This window comes from Planctomyces sp. SH-PL14 (genome assembly GCF_001610835.1).
In the GTDB taxonomy this organism is placed as follows: Bacteria; Planctomycetota; Planctomycetia; order Planctomycetales; family Planctomycetaceae; genus Planctomyces_A.
The window spans coordinates 2566786-2591810 of sequence record NZ_CP011270.1 but is presented as its reverse complement, the minus strand read 5'-3'; the positions used below and the strand labels follow the sequence as shown (position 1 = coordinate 2591810).

Here is a 25025-nt window from a genome sequence, read left to right as displayed (position 1 = left end):
CCGGTTCCTCATGGAAGCGCCTCCGGCGGCAAGGGGGTCTGTGTTGTTTCTTGGCCCCTTGACCCCGGCTGCCGTCGCACGTTGGGTCTGACGTCGCATCGCCGTGCCGGCAGGGACGCTCTCACTTCCTGTCCTGGCCGTACCACCGTTCGGCAATCCGGTCGAGCTCCTGCATCACGCCATCCAGCTCCAGCACCCGCTCGGTGATGGCATACGTCACCTGCGGCGGCACCGTCGGCTCGTAGTGCCGCGTCAACCACCCCTCCCCCTCCAGCATCCGCAACCGCTCCGTCAACGTCTTCGTCGAGATCGCCCCCAGCCGCCGCTTCAGCTCCCCGAACCGCTTCGGCCCCTCCACATGCAGCCGGTGCAGCAGGAGCATCGTCCACGGACTGGAAAGAATCCGCAGCAGCTTCGCCAGCGGCTCATGCGTGTTGTCGGCCAGTTGCTCACGCCGCGCCATGCTTCCCTCCCGTGAAGTCGCTTTGCAAAAGGAACCTACTTTACGAAGGAAACCATTGGTCGTAAAGTTCTCGCGTTCCGCCAGCCCCGATCGGGAAACCGGACCACGACGGCCAGTCTTTTTCCAGGGAATCGCCATGCTGAGATCGTTGACACTCGTTCTGTTTCTGGGGGTCGTCCCCGGCCTCTGGGGAGCCGAGCCGAAGGGGGTCGAAGCCGCCTCGGAAGCCCGCCGCCAGGCCGTCGAACAGGGACTGTCTGAGTTCGCCGGCCGCTGGGAGATCGTCGTGGCCAAGCCCGACGGCGTGACGAAGGAGGCCCGGCAGCTCCAGTTCAACAAGGACGGAACGTACGCCGCCTTCGACGCCGCCGGGAAGCAGCTCTGGGCAGGAACGTTCGACCTCGATCCGACCGCCACCCCCAAGATCTGGGACCACCGGACGCCAGACTTCGCGAAGACCGGCGGGGATGTCCTCGGCATCTATGAACTCAACGGCGACGAACTCAAGGTCTGCTGCGTCGTCGGGACCTGGAAGGAGCGGGAGTGGCAGGGAAAGCCCCGCCCGAAAGCGCTCCGGCTGGAAGGGGCGGACGTCCTCCTCGAACTCCGCCGCGTGAAGCCGCAGCCCGCCCCCTCCGCCACGCCCGCTCCCTGACCTGCCTCGTGATTCCGACTCCAAAGACCGGAGAACTCCATGATCGCCCCACTGCCTGAATCCCATCGTGAGTTTGCTGGAAAGCGGATCCTTGTCACCGGAGGGACCCGGGGGATCGGTCGCGCGGTCGTGAACCGGCTCGCGGCCGGCGGGGCGCGGGTCGTCACCACCGCCCGCACGCTTCCCGCTGACGCCACCACCGAGCGGGTCATCGAGGCGGATGTCAGCACGAGGGAAGGGTGCGACCGGGTCGCGCGGGGCGTGCTCGAACGACTCGGGGGAGTCGACATCCTGATCAACTCGGTCGGCGGTTCGGCGGCCCCCGGGGGCGGGGCGCTCGCGCTCTCGGACGACGACTGGCGGGAGGCGTTCGACCTGAACCTTCTCTCCGCCGTCCGGCTGGACCGGGCGTTTCTCCCCTTGATGCTGGAGCAGGGGCGCGGGGTCATCCTGCACGTGTCGTCGATCCAGCGGACGCTCCCGCTGTTCGAGGCGACGCTGGCCTATGCGGCTGCGAAGGCGGCGGTCAGCAACTACAGCAAGGGGTTGTCGAAGGAGATGAGTCCCCGCGGGATCCGCGTGGTCTCTGTTGCTCCGGGATACACCGAGACCGAGTCGGCGGTCGCGCTCGTCGAGCGGCTGGCGGATCAGCAGGGGACCGATGCCGCGACCGCTCAGGCGGGGTTGATGGCGTCGCTGGGCGGGATTCCGCTTGGACGTCCGGCGCGGCCGGAGGAGGTTGCGGAGCTGATTGCGTTTCTTGTTTCGGACCGCGCGGCGGCGATTACGGGGAGCGAGTTCGTCATTGATGGCGGCACGATTCCGACAGTCTGATGTCGTCGCAGAGCCAGAACCCACCGGGTCCAGGGGCACCCTGGTCAGGGAGTGCAGAGGGGAGAATCCCCTTTGCCCGCCGGAGGCCTGGCCGTCGAGAGATGCCTGAAGGAGTAAGTATCCAAACGCGGACACCGTGCCGGATGCCCCCCTCACCCCCGGTTCCACAAAGCGGACATCCGTTGTGTCCCACGGTTCCTCATGGAAGCGCCTCCGGCGGCAAGGGGTGACCCCCTTGACCCCGGCTGCCGTCGCACAATGGGTTTGAGCTATGGGAGCTGCGCCGGCAAGGACGCGACTCACCAACGCGAACAAAGGGCCATCCTCATCAGATTCCAGTCCGCCCCGCCCGATTCGGCGCTTGAGCGCCGTCCGATCGCTGATAAACTGCTGAACAGTTGGCCATCTCTTCCGGGCAGTTTGGGGGCCAGGGCTCCGCTCTGGCCATGACGGTCCGTTCCCGGAGACTCGGCCAGGACACCCCGCAGAGAGCCGCCACCGCTCTCTCCCACCTTCATCCCCGTTGTGACGGCGGCCAGTCCGTCCCCGCCAAGTCGAGTGTCCCACCTGCTCTGACAGGGAAGAACGCCCCGGGCCCGTACGCCACCATGCGTGCGGTCTTCGCGGGACCGCCCGTCAGGACAGCGTGGCCGAGCCACCGAGGAGTCCCGATGATCAACACCCGCTGCCCCGTCTGCGGCAACGAGACCCGCGTCCCGGACTCCATCGTCGGCAAGAAGGTCCGCTGCAAGGACCCCGCCTGCCAGAACGTCTTCGTCGCCATAGAGCACGCCGAGCCGGTCGCCGCGAGCGCCCCCGTGCGAGACGCCGATCTCTTCCGACCAGCCTTTCCGGAACCGCAATGGGACGCGCCGGAGGAAGAACCGCTCGCGGCCCCCGTCGTGGAGCGAAAGCCCAAAGCGTCGCGAGTTAACAAGGCCCTGGCTAACCGGAACTATCCGAATCTGGAACTCTACCTCGCGTGGGCCGCGGCGTTCGCGCGAATCGAACTGGCCCTGGCGCTCATCGGCGCGGTCATCGTGCTGATCTGGTCCATTGTGGATGCCGTGCAGCGGGATCTGCCAGTCCGGGTGGCTCTCTTCGAGGTCCTGATCGGGACACTCTCCGCGTTCTGCATGGCGATTGCCGCCTGCATCGTTTACGTCATCACTATGGCGGGGATCGAGTTCTTCCACGTCATCGTGGATATCGAGGCGAATACACGCCACGCTGCAAAGAGGGAGTTCGCTAGGGAATTTGCAGGAGACGAGTGACGGCGAGGGCTAGAAAGCCGTGCATTGCGAACCGCTTCGAAACATTGGGAAAACTGGCGGGGATTTGCGCAACAGGCGTCATTGACGCCCGGTCCGGATCAAGCCTTTACCGGCTCCCACGCTGCGGCATTCACCTGCAGGTACGCCATCACCTTGTCCGCCCGCGGGTCGCCGCCGGGGAACTCGAACCGGCACACGAAGCCGTCAGCGGTCGACTCGACCTGCAGCTCGTCCTCGACGTTCCAGCCGTCCATCTGCTCGGTCAGCAGGGTCAGTTCTTCTTCGGATGTCGTCTTTGCTGCGATGATCATTCCAGTCCTTTCGGTGGCTTCCCGAAGTGCTTTGAGTGTTCCCTCATTGTCTTCGGGTGGGTCACGTCGACATAGAACACTTCGGGCGGCTCGACCTTCAGCGTTGCTTTCGACACCTTGTTTTTCCATTGCGTTCTCTCTGCGGCCGTCCCTTTGTGGAGGGTCTCAGAGTTGGGTCCAAACGAATCGTGACAGAGCTGGCGAATGACGGACTCGAACTTTGCGGCAAACCTGCAATCCACTCCCGCCAGGGTCTGTCGGGCAAAGTAGAACATGCCGCGCTCGCACGGCGCCCCCAGCAGCATCAGCCCGGGGTCCATGACGAACCACGTCGCGAACTCCATCTTGTCCGGATACCTTCTGATCCGTGCCGCGGCATCGCCGAGAACAGCGCGGACCTCTTCCTTGGTCGTGAGTCCTGGGACGAGGCGCTTATCGAGAAAGTACAGGTCATCGGGACCGAACATTGGGTTTCCTCGGTGACGCCTGGAAGGTTCGGGGATACTGCCACGGCCGGGATCATTTTGCGAGTCGCTCTGCCCGCTCGCGGCATCGCCTGAAATCCGGATCCCTCCCTGCCGCCGCCAGGATCACCCCCTCGATCGTCGGCCGGTTCCGCGGGAGCAGAACCAGAACGACGTCGCAGATCCCCGGCGGGTTCTTCTCCAGCTCGCTCCGGAAGTGATCCTCAATCGTGCTGGCGTGGGCTGGCCGCCCGTTCCCCCCGCCCGCGCTCCAATGGTCCCCAACGCCGACGCTGTAGAGCAGGCGGTATTCATCCCCCTGCAGGTGACCGTGCGAGCCGGGGCCGAAGACGAACAGCCAGGCGACCCGGCCGGTACGGTCAGAGATCATCCCCAGCCATTCCTCCTGAGTCGTGGGGGCCTCGGTCCGGAGCTCTCCGTCGAGCCACCGCCGGGCGCCGCGGGCGAGGTAGAGCAGGTTGTCGGGGGTCAGGAGGGGCATCAGCTTGGCGACGACTCTCGGCCGCCACCTAAGTGGCGTTCCCAGCCCGCACCGCGTGGAGGCGGTCGTCTCGCGGACCTGTGTCTCCGGACAAGCCGGAAGACACGATCGAAAAACAGCAGTTACGGGGCAGATGGATCAAACTGGGCGAGAGGCACTCCCAATGCATCCGCAATCTTTTGGAGCGTCATCTGCGTGGGGCTATGTTTGCCCCGTTCGATGCGACTCACATGTGACTGCGGCAGTCCGGCCTTCTCCGCCAGCTGCTCCTGAGTCAGGCCTGCATTGACCCGTGCCTGCTTCACCCGTTCACAAACAAATCCTGTCCATTTCCCTAAACTCGCTTCGTTGTCATCGACCGCCAGCCTCGAGACTTTCGCCTTCGAAGCTGGCACGGGATTCAGGATCTCCAGGCAGGTCTTGATCGCTTCCTCGCGCTCCTCGCTGTCATCAGAAGACGCATACTTGACCGTCTCCCAAAACAACTCACGCTCCTCCTTCGGAAGCTCTCGCAGCCGCCTTTCGATGACCCTCACGGCCATCATTTCAATCGTGGGAACTTCTTCTAACTCCAACATTTTGCTTCCTCCTTTGTGTGGAGCGCTTGGGAAAGTCATCGTTGCCTCCTGCTTCAATGTCAGTCCTGGACTCTACCCCAAACAAAGTGACCCCGGATTTTCTCGCCCACCACCTCACTCCTTCAGGAAACCAAACGCACCGTTGATGTAGCGGTTCCAGCGAAGCCGCATCCTGTTCTTCACAGGGACGGGCGTCGCACCATCGTTCTTCTTGTGAAACACGCCAAGAACAATGCCGCACTTCCGATGGTCGTCGATTCCGAAAAACACTCGTAAGTTGATGTTCCCCAGAATGCCCCCCTTCTCGCGGAGTTCGTAACAATCCTCAACCTTGTCGATCGAAATCGTTTCGCTCCGGACCATCGAGTCCTGTCTGGCTAACTCCTGAAATTGCAAGGCGACATGCCGATATTGGCCATCGGTGAGGATCTCCATCGCCTCATCGAACGCGAGTTGCAGGATGCCGACAGTCCACTGATAGGGCGGGTCGGAAGAACCCTCCACGACCCCCGTTTTCAACTGCTTCGGCTCCATGACACAACTCCGTATCGACCGTTCGGCACCTCTTGTGCCATGAAATATACAACGCACAGTCGCATAGTCAACCGCCATCGTTGCATATTTTCTCCAGTCGTTGCATATCCGTGGGTCAGGCGATTGTCCATCGGCACAAATGGCCGACGGTGCGACACGGCCGATGCGTCGCATTTGCCATGGCCGTGTGGTGCCCCCATTGCTTCGATCGTCCTGCCGACTTCCTTGGCGGCGGACAGTGAGCCCTCTTGCGCCCCCGGACGCACCGTGGCACAATCGCCATCGCCGTCACTCCCTGGAGCCAGCCATGTACCTCAAGTCGCTTTCGCCGGAGCAGACGTCGGAACTGGTCACGTTCTTCGCCGGCACGTTCCGGGGGCAACTGCCGTTCGACGAGCTCGTGCTGCATCCCGGCACTGCTGCCCGGTTCGTTCAGGACTACGTCGGTCACGCCCGCATCTGGGGGACGCCGGAGTGGGTGATCCTGCGAGCCCTGCGGGATGCGTTGAAGAATGGCGCCCGGTAACACGACCGAACCAGCGGTTTGCCGACCTGCCTAAAGTCGGCCGTGCACCGGGCGTGGCGGATTCTTCGAACACGATGCGAACGGTTTAAGAGAAACGCCCAGGACGGGAGCTGGCCTCGGGCTAGCGGCCGCTCAACCGTCCATGGGCTTTTCGGCTACTGACATCCTGGGCAGCCGACTTCGTTGGATGGCGCCCGGGGACTGGATCAAGAGCGAAGCGGGCCCCTGCACTCACTCTCTCACCAACCTCCGGGCGATGATCTGTATCGACATGCGATCCTCTGGACGCGATGCGTGTTTTTCGCAGTGAGATCACCCAGGGGCGGGAACGGGAGTGAGGCGGGCCAGCACTGCACCCACCGCTCAACCGCCCCGGGGCGACAGAACTATCGGCGAGCGATCCCTGGGGAATTTCCTGATGGACGCCCGCACCCGTTCAACCGAATTGCCGGCAAAGTCAGGATCGCCGGAAAAGGAAACCCGGGGACAGGAACGGTCGCGATGCAATCCGATTTCGAGACTGCTCTACCGTCCCCGGGCGGAACAAGAAAAGTGCCCGAGGCAGGAACTTGGGCTCGGCTAGGAAGCCACGCTCGACCGCTCTCGGGCTTCTTCAGTATCCGCCGACGGGCCGAATCCGCAAGAAAAGAACAACGCCCGGGGACAGGAACAGGGCGTGTAGGGCCAGCCACAGCTCCGCTCACCATCCCCGGGCGAGACGCAATCTATTGGTCAGTGAATCCAGTAGCCACCACGACAGCGAAAAGCCTGCCCCCCCGTCTTGCCGCCATCTTTTGCACTGGCGTGCGAGATCGGTTTCACCGCCCCGGCAATTCGCCGGAGCTGCGACTGTCGCTCCGCGAGCCCGATGGCTGCGGTCAGGAAGGGAGACATCCCCCGTGCGGCGGCGGTCAGCCACATACGCTCAATGGACTGCTGAACCTGCCGCCGGTCGAGGGGGGCACCGGCACGTGTGAAGACGCCGAAGTCGAGCGGGGCATCAAAGGTCGTCGGGTGAGGTGTGATCTTCATTACTTCACGTCTCCAAGGAACGGGAGAGAGGTCGGGGACGGCGCCGTGGTCGGCGTCCGGACGAAGTCGGCCGCGGGCTGGTTGAGCCCGGCGAGAGTCCAGCGGATGTTCCAGATCGCCTCCTGTGCCTTCCGTTTGGCGACAGCGGCGGACGGGCGGCGAGGCCTCTTGCGAGGGGGGCGGTTCTTGTCGATCAAGCGACACCCCCTTTCATCGCCAGGGCCAAGACTTCCTCGGCGGTCGTCAGGTCGTCGAGCCGGATCTGCTTGACCGGGAGGCACCACATCGCCGGGTTCGCGGAGTGTCCCATCTGCTTTCGGTTGAACTCCTGAGCAGCGCACCGGCCGACGACGTTCGGCACCGGGAGCGGCCACGCATCGGGCGGCAGGTCGAATGCGTCCTTGGGTTTCCACCCCTGGACGTTCACCTTGACCACCACGAAGCCGTCCGCGTGGATCGCCACGACCGCCCAGCGGATCTCCTGCTGGTTCGGGTGGAGGGTCGCCGCGTGCCGCATTGCCCGGACGTTCTGGATCGCGGCGAGGAGAGCGGCGTCCCCCTTGGGCATCCCGAACGAGTGGGCGCCGGGGAGCGCCCGGCAACTCGTGGGCTTGAAGTGGGGATCGGTGATCCGAACGACCAGCGGCACCGTTGACGGTGGGGTCGCCTCGAATTCCCTGTTAAAAGCGGTAGGCTGGGAGACGATCCGAACGAGACGTTCTTGACCGCGCGTAGGCTGAGCGATAACCTCAATCATGTTCTTGGGTCTTTCAGTAACGGGAAGGGCATCGGGAACTCCAGGCCTCTGGCGACTCCACATCGCCGGAGGCTTTTTTTACGCGCGGAGAGATGCGCGGACCGCTTAGCCCGCGGTCGGGCGAGTGCTTGTCGGGGCAGATCCATCGTTGCCTAAGAGGGCTGCTTCATGCGGTACGGGTCAGCCGGTCATCCTGAGCGCGGCGAGCATCTCGAATGCTCTGGGGCGGGCGTTGCACCCGCAGATCCCCGTCCGGTTGCGATGCCGGATTACGCAGTGCGGGGAAAAAAGAAACCACGCTTCAGCGGCATGGCCTCCGCTTGGCGTGGTTTCAAAAAAACCGGGTCCCGTGGGACGCCGAGTTGTTCAGGTTGTTGCGTCTCACCCGGGCCATCAGGTTCGACGGGACGCACTATGCGCGATGCCTACTCCAGTCGTCAAGCGAATTACGCAAGTAGTCGCCAGTATTCGTGGCGTCGTCGGTCTTGATTCTGGAGGGAGAATGGTGCCACAGTCCGAGCCTCTTATGGCAAAAAAGCAGGCATCACCGACCAGCCTTCGCCTCGACCCTGAGAACGAGCAGGTTTACCGAGAGCTCGCTGCGCAGATTGGGATCTCGTTTCCCGAGTGGGTTCGTGAGACCCTGCAGGACCGCGCGGCCAAGCAGAACGAATGGATCAAGACAGGCCGGGCGTTCCGTGACAAGCGGGGCCGGTTGCAGTTCCTCGACGACTTCCCGCCGGAGGAACAGGAACGGATGGCGAAACTCCTGAAAGGGAAATGAGAGGGCCGAACGATGCGATACCTGATCGTCTTCTGCGTGCTAGCCGCTACCGCTGCCGGCTGCTCCAAAACGACCGAGCCTGCTGCGCAAGCGACGCCAGCCACGCAACCGTCTTCGCAAGAGCCGCGCAAGCCCATAGCCACCACTACGCCCATTCCGGCGGAGCCCGTAGTTGAAGAACCTCCGGTGGATCCGAACGACCCGTTGGCCGCCTTTCGGACGTCCAAGGGGCCGGCGACATGGCGACCCGACTTCAAAGGCGACACACCCGGCGTGTTGTCTATTCGCGACTTTCGGACGTCACGCAAGCCGCTCGTCGAGACTCCCCACTCGCTTATGGGCGTTTCGGTTCCCGGGGTCGTGGACGCCATCATCCTTGAGGACCAGCTGACGATCGCCAATAAGCGAGTCAACGAGGCGAGCTACACCTTCGTTGACGGGGTGCTCGCACGGATACGCCTGACCTTGGCCGGGGACAGCCACGATGACGTCAAGGCCGCACTCACTGAGAAGTATGGCAAGCCGACGCCGTCAGGAACCTGGGACGGTGCCGATGGAAACGTCTACCTTCGCAATTCGGGCCCCGGCATTGAGGTCGTGTACAGCGACGACACGCTCTCTGCCGAGCTGGATCAACGCGAGAAGGCTGCGACCTTGGCCGCGGATCAATCTAAGGCGAAGACGAACGCGAAGGACCTGTAGTTCACGATGGGTTGCTCTTGCCCCTACGCTTGGCGGACTTTTGCTTCTTACTGCCGGGCTCCTCATGATGATTGCCCAAGTCGGGCCGATCTGAACATTCGGCGAAGTGGAGCATAATTGACGACAGCTGCGTTTGTAGGGCGCATCGTGACGACATGAAATTAGATTTGGCTGGCTCCCAACGCATCGTTGACAGCGTGGAAGGTTCGGTATACGAGCCTTCCATCATCTTGCGGCGTACCAAATCCATATTGCTTAAAAAAAGCTTGCATCGCAACAACGTGCCTGGATTGTGGTCATCAGTTCCAAAAATTAACAGGTAATTGCGAAGTTCGTATGCCTCGCGGAGCAGGTCAGGTCCAAGATCCAAATAGAGCGTGGTCAGCAATAAGTTTAGGCATTCAAGAGAAATGGTACGACTCGCCGCCCTCTGTCCTTTGTCAAATGCCTCGATCGCGGCGATTGTGCCTGAAAGTTCGGTGCACAAGGCATTGACTTTCTTCACATTCTGCACGCCGGAGGCTCTCTCCGCGTTTAGCCACTCACGATCCAGGAAGTCTGAGACTGGACTGTCACTCCGGTCCGGTTCGCGCTCTATGCGTTCAATGATGTGTTTCACATTCTCGCAGAAATCGACCACTTCGCCTGGCTTCGTTCCATAGATCGTCGTCCAGTATCCGCTGAGGTCGGAAGGAATATGATTCATCCCCCTCGCAACTACGATTGTCCTTCGGCTAAGGGAGTGTCGCACACCAAGCTCGTAAAACACGTTAGCGTTGCGATCAGTCACATCGGCCAAGACAATTCGCGCATTTCGGAGGCGTTCTAAGATGCTCCCTATAAGGCTGCCAGTTGTCGGGGTGGCGCGTTCGCATTCGTAGCCTAAACGTGTGACCGCGGGTTTGAACACGTTCTTGTACGTGTCTGACCAGTCGGCCTCCGAGCATGACGCCGTTGCGGAAAAAGGCATGATGACGAACACATCGCGTGAAGCCTGCATTCAAAATAACTCCATGTCCGTCTTTGCTGGCCATCGAATTGTTCGCTTCAATAACCGCAGTTGACCAGCGGTGGATGGAGGGTGCGGTGTTTTGGAGGTGCTGTCAACCACAAGCCTAGCCTAGTCAGGCGTGTGGTCACGCCTCGACCTTGAACCGCACGCCCAGCGGTTTGACTGAGTCGTCATCGAGAACGGCCAGGATCTTCACGACCGTCTCCTGCTGATCGGGGCGGACCTGCCAGCTGTGGCCGCGGAACCTCACTCCCGTTCCGGCCTGGATAGTCTCACCGTTGATGACGGTGTTCTCTGCGACGACCTCGATCGACTCCGGGGGGATCGTGACCGTTCCACCCTCCATGACCTCGGCCGTGGCCGAGACGATCAGGCGGAGTTCTCCATTTCCGCCATCGAGTGGCCGGGAGTTCGGGTCCATGTCGTCCGGGTCGAAGTCCGCGAAGTAGCTGTCATCCTCGCCGACGGAGACGTGGATCGGCTTGCGGGTGCAGGTCTCTAGCACGATGGGGGGCTCCCGGTTGGTCGCGGATGGCCTCCGACTCGGAGCTGCCCGCGGTGGCGGTAGGTTCTAAATCGTTCCCGGGCGAGAGCGAGGCGCGTCCGACCGGCGGCGGTCGTGAGCCTCGGACGGGGGCGAGCGCGACCGGTTCGGGTGGCACCGGCAGCCCGGTACAAGCGCGGCCGGTCCTGGGCGGCGGAATACTTCCCCTCCGCTTCCACGTCGAAGTAGATCCCCTCGGCGGTCGCCGACAGTTCAACCTCGATCCGGGCGGAGGCGAGTAGAGACGCCACCAGGCGACCCACGGCGGACGACTCGATGACGAACGTGGCCTGAGTCGGAACGGAGCACTGGGGGGAGGCTGTCGCCTCGCAGATGCCGACGGCGGTGGCCTGGAGGGGGACGGACGTCTGAGCGGATCCCGACGCCTGCATCTCCCCGGCGATCGTGGCCGAGGTCCCGGCGCCGCAGAGGGGGGAACCGGTCGCCGACACTTCAGCCGCTATGGTCGCGGTCGCTGCGGCTCCTGCCGTCATCTGGCCGGATGCCGTCACGCTGGCGGCGATCGTGCATTCGAGGGAGGCGGACAGCCCCATTGTCCCGGCGGTGGAGACCTCGCACTCGATCGAGGCCTCGGCGGCGAGTCCTGCCCCCATCTGGCCGGAGGTGCTGAGCTCGGCCGCGATCGTAGCCGTGAGGGCTTCTCCCGCCCCCAGTGTTCCGTCGACCGCTGTCGCTCCGCTGAACGTCGCCGTCGTCGGCTGTCCCGCCTGCAGGCTTCCGGATGCGTCTGTCTCTCCGGCGATGGTCGCCGACAGGGGGGAACCGGCGGAGGGGCTTCCCGCAGCGGAGAGATCCCCGCTGATCGTGGCCGAGGCCGGCACCCCGGTGATCGCGGTCCCGCTGGTCGAGACTTCCCCCTGAACCGTCGCGGAGGCGGTGAGACCGGCCTGAGCGGATCCGGAGGCGGTCGTTTCCCCCTCGATGGTCGCCGAAGTCGGGACGCCGACCGACAGCCCACCGGATGCGGAGCAGCTTCCATCGATCACGCACGCCCCAGGAATGCCGCAGGAGGCTCCGCCGGTCGCCGAGACCTGGGCATCGAACGAGGCGGACATCGGGGCGGAGGCCTCAAGCGTCGCATCGGCAGCGGACTCCGCGGCGATTGTGGCCGAGAGGGCCGCGCCCAGCAGGGCGGAACCGGTCGCGGACGTCGCTCCGGCCGCCGTGGCTGAGGTCGGGGCTCCGGCCTGCAGGGTGCCCGACGTCGAGACCGCGCAGGCGATCGTCGCCGAGAACTTCCGGTCGATGCGGTAGTCCGGGACGGTGTAGTCGATCGAGGAGAAGTCGGCGGGCATCGGTCCTACTTCGTGGCGGCGAGGCGGAACAGGTCGTCCACGTTGTCGTCCGTCCAGTTGAACATCAGGGCGAGACCGTCCACGGTCTGGTGATCCCGGCGGACCTCTGCGGCGGAGAACTCGTCAGCCAGGTCGGCGTCCTCTGCGGCCTCGATGTATGCCTCCAGGGCCGACAGCGTGTCGCCGTACTGCGGGGCGCCGGGGACGATCAGCGTCTCCCGCATCGCCTTCCGGAGCTGGAACATGTAGACCGACTCCGGGCAGTACGGAGCCTCCCAGTCCCACCCCGTCAGGATGCTGTTCCCCAGGTCCTGCGCCTCCTGCGTGGTACCCTCGGCGAAGTCGATCCGGTCCCGGGCGAGCCCGACGAACGGGACACCCGCTTTGACCAGTCGGCGGGACAGGTCCTCCGACCGTCCGCGGAACTGCTGCATCTGTGCAAGGGTCGGGATCAATTCCACACCTCACCGCCGAGGGAGTAGTAGTAGTACGTCGAGTTCCCAGACCCGGTCGCCAACTCAGTGACGTAGTAGATCGCGTATCCGGCCGTCGCCGACACCGACATCGGGAAGCCGTCGCCAAGGATTGCCGTGCTGTTGAAGTCCATCACGAGACTCTGAGACGTCGTCGACGTCCCCATCCCGAGCCGAGCCCCCTGCGTTCCAGCCCCCGAGGACGTGAAAGCCCCCTGGAAATTGAGCAATACCGAGTGCTGAGCGATGCACGTCACCCACTCCAGCGTGTGCGTGCTCTGGTTGTTCCAGCCACGGACAGGACTGTTCACCGAGTAGGTGTGCGACGTCGTGTCCAATCTGTAGAAGTGCCTCCGGATCGGATGCCAGAGGTTTGAGACGAATCGTCGGACCGCCGAATCCTCCGTTGTGCTGGTCCCCGTGGTCCGGATCGTTCCCAGAAGCGTCCCCTGGTACTGGCCGACCGAGTCCCCCGACCGCACGGCCGTGAAACTGACGTCGTTGACCCAGATTCCGTCCTTGAGGCTGACCGCCTTGTCGCGAGTCGTGTCGTTCGTCCAGACGGGCGCGAGGTCGATTGCGACCGCCCCCGAGGAGAGGTAGGCGAAGACGTCGTAGTTCCTGCCGCTGGTCAGCGACGCGAGGGATCGCGACAGCTGGGCAAACTTGTACGGCACCCACAGCGAGCCGTTCCAGATCGTGACCGTGTCGCCGCGCCAAGGGGCGAGGTAGATTGTCGACGCCCCGGTCACGTCCCCGATCTTGTTCGGCGTCCCGCTCTCCAGCGTGAGCCGGCCGCAGACCGTCTTGCCGAAGTCGTTCAGCGAAACGATCAGGTCCCGCTCGTTCTGCGCGGAGATCCCCGCCCCGTTCCGGAAGTAGCCGGTAGACGGGTCGAGAAACGCAGACATCGCGCGGACCGTGTCGGCCATCAGTTCCTCAGTTCAGTGTGACGTCGAGTTCCCCGGCTTCGAACTCCGGGAAGAGTCCCTGCGTGATCGTGAGGGACGCACCGACAGCGGCGTGCAGGAGCATGTTCCCCGACGTCGAGGCGTCGAAGACGGCGGCGTGCGTCAGCGTCCCCCAGGACCCCGAGGCCGCGGGCCCTTCGAAGTCCGCGGCGTTCGCCGTCGCGCCGCCGCTGGCCGCGTTCCAGGAGTTGAGGGCGGTCCGGCTGTAGTTGTTCCCGCTGGGCTCGGCGAGGCCGGACGCGTTGTCGGTAGGGTTTGCCGTCGAGAAGCCGACGTAGAGGTTCGTCGGAACCGAGTACGCCGACCCCTTCAGCAGATGGTCAAGAAGCTTGTTCCCCAAGTAGTCCGAGACCCCGTTGGCCACCCAGGTCAGGACGAGACTGCCGGCGATGAACCGTGGCCGGCGACCGGTCGAGACGACCAGCGAGGACGGGTTGGACAGTGCCGCATAGGCGAGCATGTTCCCGGAGGTGAGCGAGTCGAAGAGCGCCCAGTGGGTGATCGTGCCCCAGTTGCCGGTCGCCCTGGGGAACTGGACCGCGTTCGTGTTGGCGGTCGATCGGCTCGCCGCAGCGTTCCAGGTGTTGCACGCGACCCGGGCATACGACCCGCCGGAGGGTTCGGCGATACTCCCGCCTCCTTCCGTCGGATCGGCCGTCGAGAGGGCAACGTAGATATTGCTCGGCTGCGTGAACGCCCCGACCTTCAAGACGTGGTCGAGCAGTTCGTTTTCGGCGTAGTTGCTCAGGCTTCCCATTGTTCATTCCTCCGGTCCGGTGAGAACGGCCAGCGCCTTCGCCCGCCGATTGCCGATCGCCCGAACATGCCCGGGGATCGTGGACGTGTCTCCGACGTGTTGGCACAGCGAGGGGGAATGGACCCACTTCGACAGGCCGAGGTCATGGCAGACCCGCGCCACGCAGACGTCTCCGCCCCAGATGTCCGGCGCGACCTGGTTCCCCTTGATCCCCTTCCAGCCCATCGCGATTCGATGCTTCACGAACTTCTCGACGGAGCTCCGGGGCATCGCGAGAGCCACGCTTCCCCAGAACAGTCGCTCGGCCTCGACCCGGTGCCAGCCGGCCGTCTCCTGGTGGTAGACCTTCGACGTGTAGAGAGAGGCGAAGCCCAGCCGCGGTTCGGCGAGGACCCCGGAGCGTTCAACGAACTCCCGGGCGCCGGGAACCATGATCGCGTCGTCCTCGAAAGTAAGGATCTGCTCCGCCGTGCCGGTCAGCGCCCCCTTCAGGAGGTCGTACCAGTTGTGCCAGACGCCGAGCCGCTGGGGCCGCTGGACGATCGGGAGTTCCTCGAGCCCGGAGAGGTCGGTCCCCGGTTCGGCGAAGATCGTCGGCGTCCATCCAGCAGCCACAATCGAGGCGACGCATCGCTGCAGCGTCGGCTCCTGCCGGGGCGCGGTCCGGATACCAACAAACCATGTGACCGGCTTAGCCAGATAGGCGTCCTCGGCGTCGCAGGCCTCCAGGATCATCCGGCGGGCCGATTCCTCGGAACCTGCCACCCCTTTGAGAGCGAGGCCGATAGAGATGGCCTGCCGCTGCAGCCAGTTCGCGTGCTCGGTGTTCCGGGCCAGTGCCTCGGCGTTCTTCCGCATCCGGCGGCCGTACTCGTGGAGAGGGCCAGGGTCGCGGAGCGAGAGCGGTCCGAGGTTGTTCATCTCCTCAAGCGTCGCGTTGCAGAGCGGGCAGGTCGTCGTGAGGCCGATCGCCTCTTTGACCCGGCGGCCGACGCCGTAGGACGGGCGGAACTGGCCAGGACGAGAGAGGCGGGTGGGCTTCGAAGCAATCGGGATCGCCTCGACGTCGACTTCCTTCCCCGTGCTCAGGAAGGCGATCACCTCGACGCAGTCGAAGCCCTGCCGATGCCAGCCCATCGCGAGGCGCAGCCGCTCCGCCTTCGGCTGAGAGTTATCAGCCAACCGGGCGGCCATTCGTGGAAGGAGTTGCTGTCCCATGCGTCAGTCAAAACAGAAGAACGTGTGCGAACCGCCTTCGCAGTCGGTGAAGGAAACGGTGATCGAGAGCGGGTCGCAGTCGAGGACCGACAGGCTGTTGAAGGTCTGGTAGCCGTGGCACGGGCCCCCGGCGATGAAGAGGGCCGCGACGTAGTCCCCGGTCCCGGTGCAGTCGAGGAACAGACTCCAGGTCCGCCCCTCCACCACGAAGTCCCAGACCCACCGGCGGAGCCCCGCCATCGGGTTCGTGACGATCGCGTTTCCGCCGCCGTACAGAGACTCCATCGTGAGGGAGGCGTCGTGACAGGCGTCGCAGTCGGCGCCCCCACCCGAGCCGCATTCGATGTCACCGCACGCTGCGTCGGGCGTGAAAACGCGGTTGCTGATGCCGAGGGTCTGGCACTGGGCATTCGTCACGCCATCAAGGCAGTTCGTCGCATTGCCCCAGCCTTCGAAGCAGCAGGCGCCGGTCGGATCCTCGGAGCTCGTGTCGGTCCCAGTTCCGCCCCCGGTGCCCGTGCCCCCGCCTCCAGTTCCCCCCGTACCAGTTCCGCCGCCACCCGTGCCGGTCCCTCCTCCGCCCGTTCCTGTGCCACCGCCTCCGGTTCCCGTTCCCCCACCAGTCCCGGTGCCACCTCCTCCGGTCCCCGTCCCACCTCCGCCGCCGGTGTCGGTGCCGCCGCCCCCGCCAGTGTCAGTGCCGGTTCCGTCTCCCGTTCCGGTGTCTGTGCCAGTCCCCGTTCCGGTTCCAGTCCCGGTGCCCGTCCCGCCTTCCCCGCAGTTCTTGCCGTCACCGGCCGCAAGCAGGTTCTTCGGCTTGAAGGTGATTGCGAGGTCGCCGAAGTCCTCGACCGTGAATCGGTCGTCGAGCGAGCCCACAGAGACGCAGGGGAGGGCGAATGTCTCCCCGTTGTCGATCATCCGCTTGAGCAGTTCGCAGTCATACCAGACCTCCGATTCGAAGTTCGCGAACTCCGACGGTCCCGGGCTTCCCAGGGTCCAGTCCCGCGAAACCATCTCTGCCTTGAGCTTGAAACGCCGCTCCTCGGCCAAGAGGTCGTCATAGATCCAGACGATCAGCCCGTTCGACCACGCGAAGGGGTAGCCGAGCGTTTCGCACTGGTTGTAACCGCCACCCGTTCCAGTCCCGGTTCCAGTGCCCGTGCCGGTCCCCGTTCCCTCCGGCCGGTACTCCTCCGACTCGCAGGCCTCGGAGATGTAATGGTACGCCCAGCGGCGATTGCACAGGTCGAAGCCTTCGTTCTCCGGATCCGGATCGAAGTTGGCGAAGGCCGGATAGAGCATGAACGGGATGTCGTCCCGCAGGGTGTAGTTCCCCTGCCACCCGGCCGGCGTTTGCTCAATGGGGATCCGGGGCGGCGTTCCCGTCAGGTAGCCGAAGCGGTCCGGCGCCGGGGACAGGTCCGCGTAAATCTCCGATGGGAAGTTGATCGTCTGCTCGGCGAGCTCCGTCGTGCAGCGGTCGCAGCCAAAGAACTCGTCCGGCGGGTAGACCTTCGCCGAGATCAGGATCTCGCACGGGATGGGACTCAGGGCCTCGGACCATTTCGTTCGCCGCAGACGCCAAGCGCAGAGGCAGTCGATGAACCGCTCCTCGTCGGCGAATTCCCACTCCGCGACGATCTCCTTGCAGGGCGTCCCCGACGCCAGCTCCATCGTCAGCTTCCGCAGAGGACGATTGAGGACGTACTTGTACCGAGCGTCACAGGCGTCCGGGTCGTACCAGGAAAACGTCTTCGTTTCCCATATGCAGTTCCCGACGTGATAGAACCGCGAGGCGAGGGAGGCATTCTCCCAGTAGATGTTCGGTGCGTCCGGCTCGCTGGGGGCCAGATACATTCCCCAGAAGCCTTGCCGAATCTCATTGATCCGGCAGCAGCCGACCGACGCGCAGTCCTCGCTCACCGTCCCTTCGTAACAGTCGTCGCACGACACCCCGCGGAGGTCGTAGCCGAACGTCTCATCGTCTTCGTTCAGCCCGCGGATGATCTCCCACTGTCCCTCCACGCCAGGGAGTTCCGCTCCCTCGCACCGGCTGACCTCGATCCCCCGGGAGAAGAACACGGTTACGCGGCGGTCCTGAGCGATCATGCCGCCCGGGTTGTAGGCGTTGACCGTTTCCGAGGAGTCCATCGAATCGAGACGGACGACACCGCACGTCTTGGAGTTGATCTGCTGAGTCGCGAAGGCGTGATGCAGCGGAAGCACATTCGCCGCTGGCGATTGCCCTTGCGCACCCGTCTGGATCGTCCGCTCACGCACGATCTGCAGGAGGACGTCATAGACCGACCTCGGGACTAGAACTCCGTCGCTCATGCTCGGTCGAGGATTTCCTGGATGGGGTCGTAGTCCGCCTCGGCGAACGGCTTCCGCTCGATGTAGGTCGGCGTGGTCGTCAGGAGCCCCGACGGGTTGAGCCAATGGGCCTGCTGAATCGGCATCCCCTTGACGGTGATCGGCTCTTTCGTCGACCGGTCGTCCGCGGTGCGGAGCATGTTGAAGCCCTTGTTCGCGATCTCCAGATCCCAGCCGTCCAGGTTGGTGTCGAGAACAAAATTGACTTCGACGAACTCGATGTCGTTCTCCGTCCGCTGGTTCGAGAAGCCCATCGGAATGAACCGCACCGTTCCCTCGGGGAACACGGCGCGGATCGGATCGGAGATGTAGATCGGGTCTTTGTTCTTGGTCCGGCGAAGGGCGCCGTACCAGGCGGGGACGATCGGCAGGTTCGCCCGGACGCGAATCTGGTCCCGCTCCACTTCTTCCGTCATCTCCAGCGGGTCGCCGGCCGTGTTCTCGTAAGCGCGGTCCTCGGAGTCCTTCAGGGCCGGCTTCGTCTCCCGGACGATGATGCCTTCGATCGTCGGGGGGCGCTCCAGCGGGTTCGGAATGAGCCGACGCTCTTTCTCCTGCTTCGACTCCGCCCCGTTGCCCCAGTTGAGGTTCACGACCCAGAGGCCGAGGTGCCGCTCTCCGTCCCGGTTCGGCATCACGCCGCGGCACGTCACGCCACGGTTGCCGTAGAACGCGTCCGGGTGGAGATCGCCTTCACTGACACCGAGTGCCGCCAGGACCTGGGGCTCGCGGTCGTTGAACGGATCGTCGCTCCGCACGATCCAGGACTCTGTGCCGCTGATCGCGCCTTTCTGCTGCTGCAGGCCGCCGGTGTGTTTCTGGCCGTGAACGGTGCAGGTCATGCTTCGCTCCCGGTCTCAGGGGCCTCGTATTTGTTCTTGAGAGCCCGGATCTCGACCGTCTGTTCACGGATCGCCAGAGTCGTCTCAACCTGCTTGTCGATCATCTCCCGCTGTTCGGAGCGTGCTGCGTCCAGTCGGCTTGCCCGGACTTCCTCGACGGACCCGCGGACAAGGCCTTGAGCGATCGTCGGCGGGGCAGACATGCCGCCGATGTACTTCTGCATCGCCCCGACGACGTCGTTGCGGCTGAGGAGCCCTTTGGCTTCCATCTTGAGCAGGCGATCGGCCTCCATGTCGGCCCGCTGCTGATTGGTCATCAGCGAGTCCTTCACGGCTTTCGCGGCGGCGGCCTCCTGCTCGGCGAGCCGCTTCTGAATCTCCTGCTCCTGCTTCATCAGGGCCAGGAGTTCCTCTTTCTGCTTCTTCTCCTCGTCGGCCGCCTTCTTTTTGAGCTGCTTCTCCTCTTCGATTCGCTGGAGCTCGCCCGACGCCGTCATCTCGCCCATCGCGGCGGCGTGCTCTTTGTCGGTCCGGGCCTCCCACTCGGGAGTCCCCTCCACGCCGCCGGCTGCCCGAAACTCCGGCTGTGCCAGATCAATCGCGACTTGCTGCGCGGTAATCTCGGCCTTCAGCTTCTCTTGATGCTCTTTGAGGCCAGCCAGGAACGAGTCCTGTTGGTCGAGCTCTCCTTGACGATCGTGGCGAGGTATTGCGGCGGGGCCGTACTTCGCTACGAACGCCCTCTTGTCCTTTTCGATCTCCGCGGCGAGCTTGTCCCGCTCGGCTTGTCGGCGTGCGATCTCGCCGCCGATGCGATCGTCGACCTTCTTGTTGTTGGCGAGGCTCTCCTGTTCCTTAGGGAGCTGCTTCAGGATGTCGTCGCCGCTCATTTTCCACAGATCGACCGCCTTGCCGATCCCTTCGACTTCCGCCTTGAGCTTGGCCGCCTCGTCCTTCGACTTGCCGAACGCGATTCCGAGCTGCACGGCCAGGACCGTAATCGCCGCGATGGTCCCCGCGATCGGGTTGAACAGGCTCGCCATCTGAATGGCGTTGTTCCCCATTGCGGAGACCGCCATCCCAGCACTTCCAGAGACCGAGTAGGCGGACATCGCGTCCTGCATACCGATCGCCCCCTGCTGGGCGATGAAGCCTCCTTTGGCACCGTTGAACCCGCCCCCGACAGACACGCGGGCCGACGCGCTCGCCTTCTTGAGTTCGATCTCCGTCAGCAAGCCGCGGTTATGCAGTTCCTGGAGCCGCAGGAGTTCCTTGGCGAGGAGCTGTTCACGGGTCTGCAGGCTGTCCTTGACCTGCTGAGCCTGCCGCTGCATCTCCAGTTGCCGCGCGACGTTCGCATCGTCCTTTCGCTGCTGGGCGGTCCGTCGGGCCTCCGCCATCTGGTCCGCCTGCTGCCTCTTGGCGGCGATGGCGTCCTGGGCGGCCTTCTCGGCGTCGACCTTGTCCTTTGCGGCCTTCTTCTCTGCGGCGGCATTCGCCTCAAGCTGCTTCTTCTGGGCCTCCAGTTCGACGTGGGCCTGCCGCAGCCGAGCGATCATTTCCGGAGAGACGCCGTCCTGCTTCGCGAACTTGGCCACGGCGAGTTCCGCCGCAGTGAACTCCCCCTTGAGCTGGCTGGTTTCGGCCTCAAGCTGCTGCAGCTTGCGGATCAGCCCGGAGGTGTGGTCCTCACGCGTCGCCGCGGAGAACTTCTCGAGACCGGCCGCCGCGTTGAGCATCCCCGCTTCGAACTTGGCTGTGTCCGCCGCGAGGTCATAGACGATGTCGGCCATGCTATGTCCTCAGGGGTTTGCGGTTGCGGGGCGGTTTCTTCGACGTCGGACCTGTCGGCGGTCGCCTGGAGGGACGGTTGCCGTAGCGGCCGAGGGTGCGACGCACCTCCTCGACTGTCTGCGGTCGTCTCGTCGGCTCCGCCGGTAGCGGCTTGAAGCCGGTGGGGTAGAACATGTCCGGGGCGGACTCCTTGCCGAAGGCGGCGAGAAGGCCGGCGAAACGCCAGTCCTGACGGTGCTCGCCCCAGGGCTCCACAGACCACGCCGCCACGATCTGCTCAAATCGCTCCTCCCCCATCAGGGACAGCATCGCGTCGACGTCCCAGGGGTAGACCCCGGTCAGCAGTCCGATTGGCCAGCCGGGGTAGTCTCGGGTGAGCTGCCAGGCGATTCGTCGCTTGTGGAAGAGCCTGTTTTTTTTTGCTCGTCCACGTCTGCGACTTCGCCCTTGTCCTTGGTGGCTTTCGTCTCGCATCCGCTGAGCGGCCACGCCTCGTCGAGGAGCGGGTCGAGGGTTTCTTTCGGAATGTGGTCGAGGGCCTGCCAATCGTCCTTCTGGAAGACGAGATCCTTAGTCTCAGCGTCCACGATCATCAGGACGAGCAGCCGCGGGCCCCGCTCATGGGTCACCTGCGTGAGGTTCTTCCCGTCATCGGCGAACCGGTCTGCCCAGTATGCCCACCGCTCCGAGTCGGTCAGGGACCGCAGGCAGACATCGCCCCAGCCGGGGACATCCTTGACGGTGGCGTAGCGGCGGGTGGCAGACCGAAGAATCTCGTCGCGAGAGAGCATGGGGGCCGTGTTCCTGGGAGAGGGGGAAGAGCGTGACCGGACGCGGGATCAATCCGGGTCGTATTCGGGAATCGAGTCGAGCTGGAGTTGGACGGTCCCCTTGAGGGCCTGCCGCTCCTGGGCGGTTCGCGGGAAGTCCATACAGGTCGCCTTGAACCGGGACAGGACGACCTCGTTCGCCTCGTCGAGCTCGTCGTCGGTGCCATCCGCGAAGGGCACATAGACAACTTCGTACCAGAGCTTCGGCGCGGGGCGGGTCACGAGCAGTTGCCGCATGGCCAGATGCGTCGCGTCGGCCTTCTCGCAGAAGAATTCCGCCGTCATGTCCCCCTGATCGACCACGGGGATGTTGATCGCTTCCACGAACGTGGAGCCCGTGTGGGGGACCGGAACGCGGATCGGTTTGGCATTCGGCTCGCGGACCTGGGTGACGCCGATGTAGGACGCCTCGCCGGCCTCCTCGAACACCTTTCCGTCCGACCCCAGGTAGACGCGGAGGAAGATGTTCTGGCTGTGGTCGGCGCCGCCGAATGGAAGGGTCATGAATCGAACTCCTGCGGGTGATCGAGGTCAGGGAGGAAAGGGGCGGGCCTCGGGCTATCAGGCGGTCTTGCCGAGGATCGCGACGGCGACGTTGATGGTCTGGCCGCCGGCCGAGTTGGCGATCTTGATGACGTCGCCGGTGCTGGCGGTGACCGTCCAGCCGTCGAGGCAGTTGGCCGCGAGGAACACGCCATTCGGGCCGATCGTCAGATAGTCCGCTGGCGCACCGAAGAGCGGGACGTGGTTCGTGTCGCCGCCGATCTGAATGTTCTGACCGGTCGTCGTCGAGAGGTTCACGATCTCGACCGCGTAGACCTTCGCGAAGACGCACGACACCCCCAGGGCGTCGAGTAGGCTTCCGGAGAGGTCGAGGCTTTGCGAGTTCGCCGTCGGGATGGCGAAACCGTTCGTGTAGAGCAGGTTCGCGTCGCTCGGGACCTTCTTGAACAGCCCGGCGTTGTAGTCGACCTTGGGGGCCGACCCGTCAACGCGGGATGCCGAAAGGGTGGCGGCGATCTGAGCGGAAATCCGAAGGTTGGAGAGCATCAGGGACTCAACTTTCCCGCCCTCTTGAAGGCGCGATTACAGGTTTCGACGAACTTCCGCCGAGCCAGGGGCAGGGCGTTTCCAACTCCGCGGGGAACCATCCCCGACTTCAACACTCGACCGCGGTACTTTCGGGCATTCCCGGTCTGCTCTGTCCGGCCGCGAACCCATCGCGTTTTGAACTGCTTCCCCCGGCCGACCCGCTCCGTGATCTTCTCCCGGATGCCTTTCGAACCGGTCCATCGGACCTGTGTGCCGGTCGCCAGGAACACGGCATTCGGCCGATAGGTCCCTCGCTTCTTCCCGACGCCGACACCGACCTTCGCGTTGATCTTGGATCGGGCGTCGGACCAGACCCGGCCGCCGATCGCCTGCTGCACGCTGACTTCGCTGTGGCCTCGCGTACGGGCCTTGGGGACGGCTGCGGCGATTCCCTTCCGTATCTCCTCGACTGCCGCCCGCAGGCCGCGTCGGGCCACGGCGATGGCCTTCTTGGGCAGACGTACCCGCAGGTCCTCCAGGACGTGCGTCACGCCGAGTCGGCCGACGGTGATCGAGGTCATTCCGGCCTCTTCCAGTTGAGTACGAAACCGACGGTCTCCAGCCACCAGTCGCCGTCACAGCCCCCGTTTTGAACGGGGTCCCAATCGCCTTCCGTGTCGTCTTCCCACGCCGCGGTGATGATTCGGTCGCTCTTCAGGCCGCGGAACTTGGAGACCGCCGCCCGAACCGCCTCGGCGATGGCATGGGCCTCCGCCTCCGTGCTCTCGGAAACGGCGGTCATGAACAGCTTTGCCTCGCCGGATTTCGCCCGGCCGCCGGACAGTCCCTTCCAGGGTGTTTCGGTCGCCTTCACGACCACAAACGGACGCGGGTCGTTGGGGTCCATTCGGCTCGGCCGGATCCGCTGCTCGACCAGCGCCACGACGTCGGCGTTTGCTGCCAGGACTTCGCAGATCGCCGCTTGAACACTCACGCTCAATCCTTCGTGACAGCGATTCCAAGGCCGCCAGATTTCTCTGGAGGGCCGCGGCCAACGCCGCTGTGTCTACGGTGAGGCAGATCAATTCATCTGCTCCCGGCATTCGAGGTACAGGACGGAGCCGTTCGTCCCCGGATCCCGGACCGCCATGATGTTGAGGGTCCGGCACCGCCCCTCGGCGGTGAACTTGAACTTGTCCTGGGGCTTGATCGCCCGGGTTGCTGCGGTACTCGGAACGATCGCCCGATAGTCGGTGAACGCGATCTGCTGCATGTCGCCTTGATAGGACTCGGAACCGCCGATGGAGCGGACCAGTCCTTTCACGGGCTGCGAGGCGTCGGACTGCGGACGCTGGTCGCCAGCGGTGAGAATTCGCCGCGGCTGATCGAAGGTGAGTGTGTCGCGGGACCAGCCCACTTCCTTCGTGTGAACCCGGATCCAGTTGGGCGTCCCCTGAAACCGAGACCACGCCCGCTCACCCTCGAACGGAAGCACTTCCCACGTCTCGCCCTCCGTGGCGATCAGGTCCTGGGGGAGCGGGTCGCCCAGCGAGTAGTCGGACCGCTTGACCAGAAAGTCGCGGGTCATGAACCCGAGCTCGTGTTCCTTGAGCAATCCCGGAACGATCACCCGCGAAACGGTCGATGCGCCACGGGAGATGATCGAATCCAATCCGATCACCCCCCGCTGCGCTTCCAGTCCAGCGTCCTGAGCGTCCGAAACGATGCTCACACGTCACCCTCTTAGGCTTCGGCGGTCCAGGTCCCCGTGAAGCCGAAGACCGACCACTGGCCAGCCTTCGTGCAGACGAGGTAGACCGTCTCGCCATCGGCGTCGGCGACGAGGTATTTGCCGGCCGCTCCGGCAACGCCCGTGGACGGCAGGGCGATGACTTCCGTGCCGTTCGGGTCGAGGCGGAACTGCTGGGCGGCACCGACGCGGAACTTGAACTCCAGCCCGACCGTTGCCGGCGGCAGGGAGGCCGTGATCGTTCCCGTCGCTCCGACGGACGTCTGGATGGAGCCAGAGTCCGCCGCGGTGAGGGTGAAGTCGGCGGTACGAGCGACCACGCGGCCGGACATGCCCTTGTCGGCGGTCGGGATGTGCCGGACCGCAAAGAGAGCAGCGTCCCCGGAGCAGGCCGTGACCGTGATCCCGAACACCTTGCCGGCGCTCGAATCCTCGGTGACCTTGTTCGCGGAGTCGTTCCAATAAACGACCTTGTCGGCCGCGATCGCCGCGTCACCGGCGACCATGTAGACCCCGCCACCCGCGGCCAGGGCCCCGAGGTCACCGGCGGCGATGGGGAGGTGGGCGATGCGGACCGAATCCGCCGTGACGACAACGTCGCCAGCCGCCACCGCTCCGCCGGGAGTGTGGTCGACCATGAGCGGCGTGCCCTGGTGGAAGAATGCTTGAGGCATGTCTGTTCCTTGAAACTCCG

At 64.4% G+C, this 25025-nt stretch carries 32 protein-coding genes; 6 read left to right on the top strand and 26 right to left on the bottom strand.

The features are described from left to right. Positions 1–121 precede the first annotated feature (121 nt). Positions 122–463 (bottom strand): winged helix-turn-helix transcriptional regulator, encoded by a 342-nt coding sequence (locus VT03_RS10270; protein ID WP_075092900.1) that lies wholly within the window; start codon positions 461–463, stop codon positions 122–124. A 136-nt stretch (positions 464–599) separates the two neighbouring features. On the opposite strand from VT03_RS10270, the gene VT03_RS10265 reads away from it, so the two are divergent. The 3 genes from VT03_RS10265 to VT03_RS10255 all read left to right on the top strand — a co-directional run bounded on the left by VT03_RS10265 (position 600) and on the right by VT03_RS10255 (position 3226). Continuing rightward, positions 600–1118 carry a TIGR03067 domain-containing protein gene (locus VT03_RS10265; RefSeq protein ID WP_075092899.1) on the top strand — a complete coding sequence of 173 codons (519 nt, stop codon included), beginning with the start codon at positions 600–602 and terminating at the stop codon, positions 1116–1118. A 39-nt stretch (positions 1119–1157) separates the two neighbouring features. Next, complete coding sequence (locus tag VT03_RS10260) at positions 1158–1952, top strand: SDR family oxidoreductase (RefSeq protein ID WP_075092898.1); 795 nt, start codon at positions 1158–1160, stop codon at positions 1950–1952. 671 nt (positions 1953–2623) lie between these two features. Continuing rightward, on the top strand, positions 2624–3226 hold the full coding sequence (locus tag VT03_RS10255) for a hypothetical protein (RefSeq protein ID WP_075092897.1): 603 nt from the start codon (positions 2624–2626) through the stop codon (positions 3224–3226). A 98-nt stretch (positions 3227–3324) separates the two neighbouring features. On the opposite strand, the gene VT03_RS10250 is transcribed toward VT03_RS10255, so the two are convergent. The 5 genes from VT03_RS10250 to VT03_RS10230 form a co-directional block, all read right to left on the bottom strand. Next, complete coding sequence (locus VT03_RS10250; RefSeq protein ID WP_075092896.1) at positions 3325–3537, bottom strand: hypothetical protein; 213 nt, start codon at positions 3535–3537, stop codon at positions 3325–3327. Next, on the bottom strand, positions 3534–4004 hold the full coding sequence (locus VT03_RS10245) for a hypothetical protein (protein ID WP_075092895.1): 471 nt from the start codon (positions 4002–4004) through the stop codon (positions 3534–3536). Before VT03_RS10245 ends, VT03_RS10250 begins: the two co-directional genes overlap by 4 nt. 52 nt (positions 4005–4056) lie before the next feature. Then, positions 4057–4503: a hypothetical protein gene (locus VT03_RS10240; protein ID WP_075092894.1), complete on the bottom strand. Its 447-nt coding sequence runs from the start codon at positions 4501–4503 to the stop codon at positions 4057–4059. Positions 4504–4625: 122 nt separating this feature from the next. Then, positions 4626–5081, bottom strand: coding sequence for a helix-turn-helix domain-containing protein (locus tag VT03_RS32650; RefSeq protein WP_197489280.1), 456 nt, complete (start codon positions 5079–5081; stop codon positions 4626–4628). Positions 5082–5195: 114 nt separating this feature from the next. Beyond that, complete coding sequence (locus tag VT03_RS10230) at positions 5196–5615, bottom strand: hypothetical protein (RefSeq protein WP_075092893.1); 420 nt, start codon at positions 5613–5615, stop codon at positions 5196–5198. Between the two features lie 307 nt (positions 5616–5922). Here VT03_RS10230 and VT03_RS10225 point away from each other — a divergent pair, with 307 nt between their 5' ends. Beyond that, positions 5923–6141: a hypothetical protein gene (locus VT03_RS10225; protein ID WP_075092892.1), complete on the top strand. Its 219-nt coding sequence runs from the start codon at positions 5923–5925 to the stop codon at positions 6139–6141. Between the two features lie 732 nt (positions 6142–6873). Here the strand turns inward: VT03_RS10225 and VT03_RS10220 are convergent. After that, entirely contained in the window at positions 6874–7173 is a 300-nt protein-coding gene (locus VT03_RS10220; protein WP_075092891.1) for a hypothetical protein, read from the bottom strand. 193 nt (positions 7174–7366) lie between these two features. After that, a complete protein-coding gene (locus tag VT03_RS10210; protein ID WP_075092889.1) occupies positions 7367–7822 on the bottom strand; it encodes a hypothetical protein in 456 nt (151 codons plus the stop codon). A gap of 634 nt (positions 7823–8456) precedes the next feature. Here VT03_RS10210 and VT03_RS10205 point away from each other — a divergent pair. Then, positions 8457–8714: a hypothetical protein gene (locus VT03_RS10205; RefSeq protein ID WP_075092888.1), complete on the top strand. Its 258-nt coding sequence runs from the start codon at positions 8457–8459 to the stop codon at positions 8712–8714. Positions 8715–8726: 12 nt separating this feature from the next. Continuing rightward, entirely contained in the window at positions 8727–9416 is a 690-nt protein-coding gene (locus VT03_RS10200; RefSeq protein WP_075092887.1) for a hypothetical protein, read from the top strand. Between the two features lies 1 nt (position 9417). On the opposite strand, the gene VT03_RS10195 is transcribed toward VT03_RS10200, so the two are convergent. From VT03_RS10195 to VT03_RS10110, 18 genes are all read right to left on the bottom strand, one after another. Then, entirely contained in the window at positions 9418–10416 is a 999-nt protein-coding gene (locus VT03_RS10195; protein WP_075092886.1) for a hypothetical protein, read from the bottom strand. Positions 10417–10552: 136 nt separating this feature from the next. After that, complete coding sequence (locus VT03_RS10190; protein ID WP_075092885.1) at positions 10553–10933, bottom strand: hypothetical protein; 381 nt, start codon at positions 10931–10933, stop codon at positions 10553–10555. Further along, the gene (locus VT03_RS10185; protein WP_075092884.1) at positions 10927–12288 is read right to left on the bottom strand and encodes a hypothetical protein; all 1362 of its coding nucleotides are present in this window, start codon (positions 12286–12288) and stop codon (positions 10927–10929) included. Before VT03_RS10185 ends, VT03_RS10190 begins: the two co-directional genes overlap by 7 nt. Positions 12289–12293: 5 nt before the next feature. Next, positions 12294–12743, bottom strand: coding sequence for a hypothetical protein (locus VT03_RS10180; protein WP_156514389.1), 450 nt, complete (start codon positions 12741–12743; stop codon positions 12294–12296). Next, positions 12740–13693 (bottom strand): hypothetical protein, encoded by a 954-nt coding sequence (locus VT03_RS10175; protein ID WP_075092882.1) that lies wholly within the window; start codon positions 13691–13693, stop codon positions 12740–12742. Before VT03_RS10175 ends, VT03_RS10180 begins: the two co-directional genes overlap by 4 nt. A gap of 7 nt (positions 13694–13700) precedes the next feature. After that, a complete protein-coding gene (locus VT03_RS10170) occupies positions 13701–14489 on the bottom strand; it encodes a hypothetical protein (RefSeq protein WP_075092881.1) in 789 nt (262 codons plus the stop codon). Positions 14490–14492: 3 nt separating this feature from the next. After that, positions 14493–15671: a hypothetical protein gene (locus VT03_RS10165; protein WP_156514388.1), complete on the bottom strand. Its 1179-nt coding sequence runs from the start codon at positions 15669–15671 to the stop codon at positions 14493–14495. Positions 15672–15710: 39 nt separating this feature from the next. Continuing rightward, positions 15711–18044, bottom strand: coding sequence for a hypothetical protein (locus tag VT03_RS33345; RefSeq protein ID WP_156514387.1), 2334 nt, complete (start codon positions 18042–18044; stop codon positions 15711–15713). Next, positions 18041–18925, bottom strand: coding sequence for a hypothetical protein (locus VT03_RS10155; protein ID WP_075092879.1), 885 nt, complete (start codon positions 18923–18925; stop codon positions 18041–18043). Before VT03_RS10155 ends, VT03_RS33345 begins: the two co-directional genes overlap by 4 nt. Then, complete coding sequence (locus tag VT03_RS10150) at positions 18922–20718, bottom strand: hypothetical protein (protein ID WP_075092878.1); 1797 nt, start codon at positions 20716–20718, stop codon at positions 18922–18924. The genes VT03_RS10155 and VT03_RS10150 overlap by 4 nt, the downstream gene beginning before the upstream one ends. A gap of 1 nt (position 20719) precedes the next feature. Beyond that, positions 20720–21028: a hypothetical protein gene (locus VT03_RS10145; protein WP_075092877.1), complete on the bottom strand. Its 309-nt coding sequence runs from the start codon at positions 21026–21028 to the stop codon at positions 20720–20722. A gap of 29 nt (positions 21029–21057) precedes the next feature. Further along, the gene (locus tag VT03_RS10140; RefSeq protein WP_075092876.1) at positions 21058–21510 is read right to left on the bottom strand and encodes a hypothetical protein; all 453 of its coding nucleotides are present in this window, start codon (positions 21508–21510) and stop codon (positions 21058–21060) included. Between the two features lie 48 nt (positions 21511–21558). Further along, positions 21559–22053 carry a hypothetical protein gene (locus tag VT03_RS10135; RefSeq protein ID WP_075092875.1) on the bottom strand — a complete coding sequence of 165 codons (495 nt, stop codon included), beginning with the start codon at positions 22051–22053 and terminating at the stop codon, positions 21559–21561. A 57-nt stretch (positions 22054–22110) separates the two neighbouring features. Further along, complete coding sequence (locus tag VT03_RS10130; protein ID WP_075092874.1) at positions 22111–22599, bottom strand: hypothetical protein; 489 nt, start codon at positions 22597–22599, stop codon at positions 22111–22113. Then, positions 22599–23162, bottom strand: a complete 564-nt coding sequence (locus VT03_RS10125) for a hypothetical protein (protein ID WP_075092873.1) — start codon at positions 23160–23162, stop codon at positions 22599–22601. The genes VT03_RS10130 and VT03_RS10125 overlap by 1 nt, the downstream gene beginning before the upstream one ends. Beyond that, a complete protein-coding gene (locus VT03_RS10120) occupies positions 23159–23575 on the bottom strand; it encodes a DUF3168 domain-containing protein (protein ID WP_197489279.1) in 417 nt (138 codons plus the stop codon). Before VT03_RS10120 ends, VT03_RS10125 begins: the two co-directional genes overlap by 4 nt. 87 nt (positions 23576–23662) lie before the next feature. Further along, positions 23663–24313 (bottom strand): hypothetical protein, encoded by a 651-nt coding sequence (locus tag VT03_RS10115; RefSeq protein ID WP_075092871.1) that lies wholly within the window; start codon positions 24311–24313, stop codon positions 23663–23665. Positions 24314–24324: 11 nt separating this feature from the next. Then, positions 24325–25005, bottom strand: a complete 681-nt coding sequence (locus VT03_RS10110) for a DUF2190 family protein (protein ID WP_075092870.1) — start codon at positions 25003–25005, stop codon at positions 24325–24327. Between the last annotated feature and the right edge of the window lie 20 nt (positions 25006–25025).

Excerpts from the sequence above, each read along its gene's own strand:
- VT03_RS10250 (WP_075092896.1), bottom strand. The coding sequence starts at position 3,537 with ATGATCATCGCAGCAAAGACGACATCCGAAGAAGAACTGACCCTGCTG.
- VT03_RS32650 (WP_197489280.1), bottom strand. The coding sequence starts at position 5,081 with ATGTTGGAGTTAGAAGAAGTTCCCACGATTGAAATGATGGCCGTGAGG.
- VT03_RS10245 (WP_075092895.1), bottom strand. The coding sequence starts at position 4,004 with ATGTTCGGTCCCGATGACCTGTACTTTCTCGATAAGCGCCTCGTCCCA.
- VT03_RS10270 (WP_075092900.1), bottom strand. The coding sequence starts at position 463 with ATGGCGCGGCGTGAGCAACTGGCCGACAACACGCATGAGCCGCTGGCG.
- VT03_RS10230 (WP_075092893.1), bottom strand. The coding sequence starts at position 5,615 with ATGGAGCCGAAGCAGTTGAAAACGGGGGTCGTGGAGGGTTCTTCCGAC.
- VT03_RS10125 (WP_075092873.1), bottom strand. The coding sequence starts at position 23,162 with ATGACCTCGATCACCGTCGGCCGACTCGGCGTGACGCACGTCCTGGAG.
- VT03_RS10145 (WP_075092877.1), bottom strand. The coding sequence starts at position 21,028 with ATGCTGTCCCTGATGGGGGAGGAGCGATTTGAGCAGATCGTGGCGGCG.
- VT03_RS10255 (WP_075092897.1), top strand. The coding sequence starts at position 2,624 with ATGATCAACACCCGCTGCCCCGTCTGCGGCAACGAGACCCGCGTCCCG.
- VT03_RS10225 (WP_075092892.1), top strand. The coding sequence starts at position 5,923 with ATGTACCTCAAGTCGCTTTCGCCGGAGCAGACGTCGGAACTGGTCACG.
- VT03_RS10260 (WP_075092898.1), top strand. The coding sequence starts at position 1,158 with ATGATCGCCCCACTGCCTGAATCCCATCGTGAGTTTGCTGGAAAGCGG.
- VT03_RS10240 (WP_075092894.1), bottom strand. The coding sequence starts at position 4,503 with ATGCCCCTCCTGACCCCCGACAACCTGCTCTACCTCGCCCGCGGCGCC.
- VT03_RS10140 (WP_075092876.1), bottom strand. The coding sequence starts at position 21,510 with ATGCTCTCTCGCGACGAGATTCTTCGGTCTGCCACCCGCCGCTACGCC.
- VT03_RS33345 (WP_156514387.1), bottom strand. The coding sequence starts at position 18,044 with ATGAGCGACGGAGTTCTAGTCCCGAGGTCGGTCTATGACGTCCTCCTG.
- VT03_RS10155 (WP_075092879.1), bottom strand. The coding sequence starts at position 18,925 with ATGACCTGCACCGTTCACGGCCAGAAACACACCGGCGGCCTGCAGCAG.
- VT03_RS10150 (WP_075092878.1), bottom strand. The coding sequence starts at position 20,718 with ATGGCCGACATCGTCTATGACCTCGCGGCGGACACAGCCAAGTTCGAA.
- VT03_RS10185 (WP_075092884.1), bottom strand. The coding sequence starts at position 12,288 with ATGCCCGCCGACTTCTCCTCGATCGACTACACCGTCCCGGACTACCGC.
- VT03_RS10170 (WP_075092881.1), bottom strand. The coding sequence starts at position 14,489 with ATGGGAAGCCTGAGCAACTACGCCGAAAACGAACTGCTCGACCACGTC.
- VT03_RS10110 (WP_075092870.1), bottom strand. The coding sequence starts at position 25,005 with ATGCCTCAAGCATTCTTCCACCAGGGCACGCCGCTCATGGTCGACCAC.
- VT03_RS10175 (WP_075092882.1), bottom strand. The coding sequence starts at position 13,693 with ATGGCCGACACGGTCCGCGCGATGTCTGCGTTTCTCGACCCGTCTACC.
- VT03_RS10205 (WP_075092888.1), top strand. The coding sequence starts at position 8,457 with ATGGCAAAAAAGCAGGCATCACCGACCAGCCTTCGCCTCGACCCTGAG.
- VT03_RS10195 (WP_075092886.1), bottom strand. The coding sequence starts at position 10,416 with ATGCAGGCTTCACGCGATGTGTTCGTCATCATGCCTTTTTCCGCAACG.
- VT03_RS10130 (WP_075092874.1), bottom strand. The coding sequence starts at position 22,599 with ATGCTCTCCAACCTTCGGATTTCCGCTCAGATCGCCGCCACCCTTTCG.
- VT03_RS10200 (WP_075092887.1), top strand. The coding sequence starts at position 8,727 with ATGCGATACCTGATCGTCTTCTGCGTGCTAGCCGCTACCGCTGCCGGC.
- VT03_RS10265 (WP_075092899.1), top strand. The coding sequence starts at position 600 with ATGCTGAGATCGTTGACACTCGTTCTGTTTCTGGGGGTCGTCCCCGGC.
- VT03_RS10135 (WP_075092875.1), bottom strand. The coding sequence starts at position 22,053 with ATGACCCTTCCATTCGGCGGCGCCGACCACAGCCAGAACATCTTCCTC.
- VT03_RS10220 (WP_075092891.1), bottom strand. The coding sequence starts at position 7,173 with ATGAAGATCACACCTCACCCGACGACCTTTGATGCCCCGCTCGACTTC.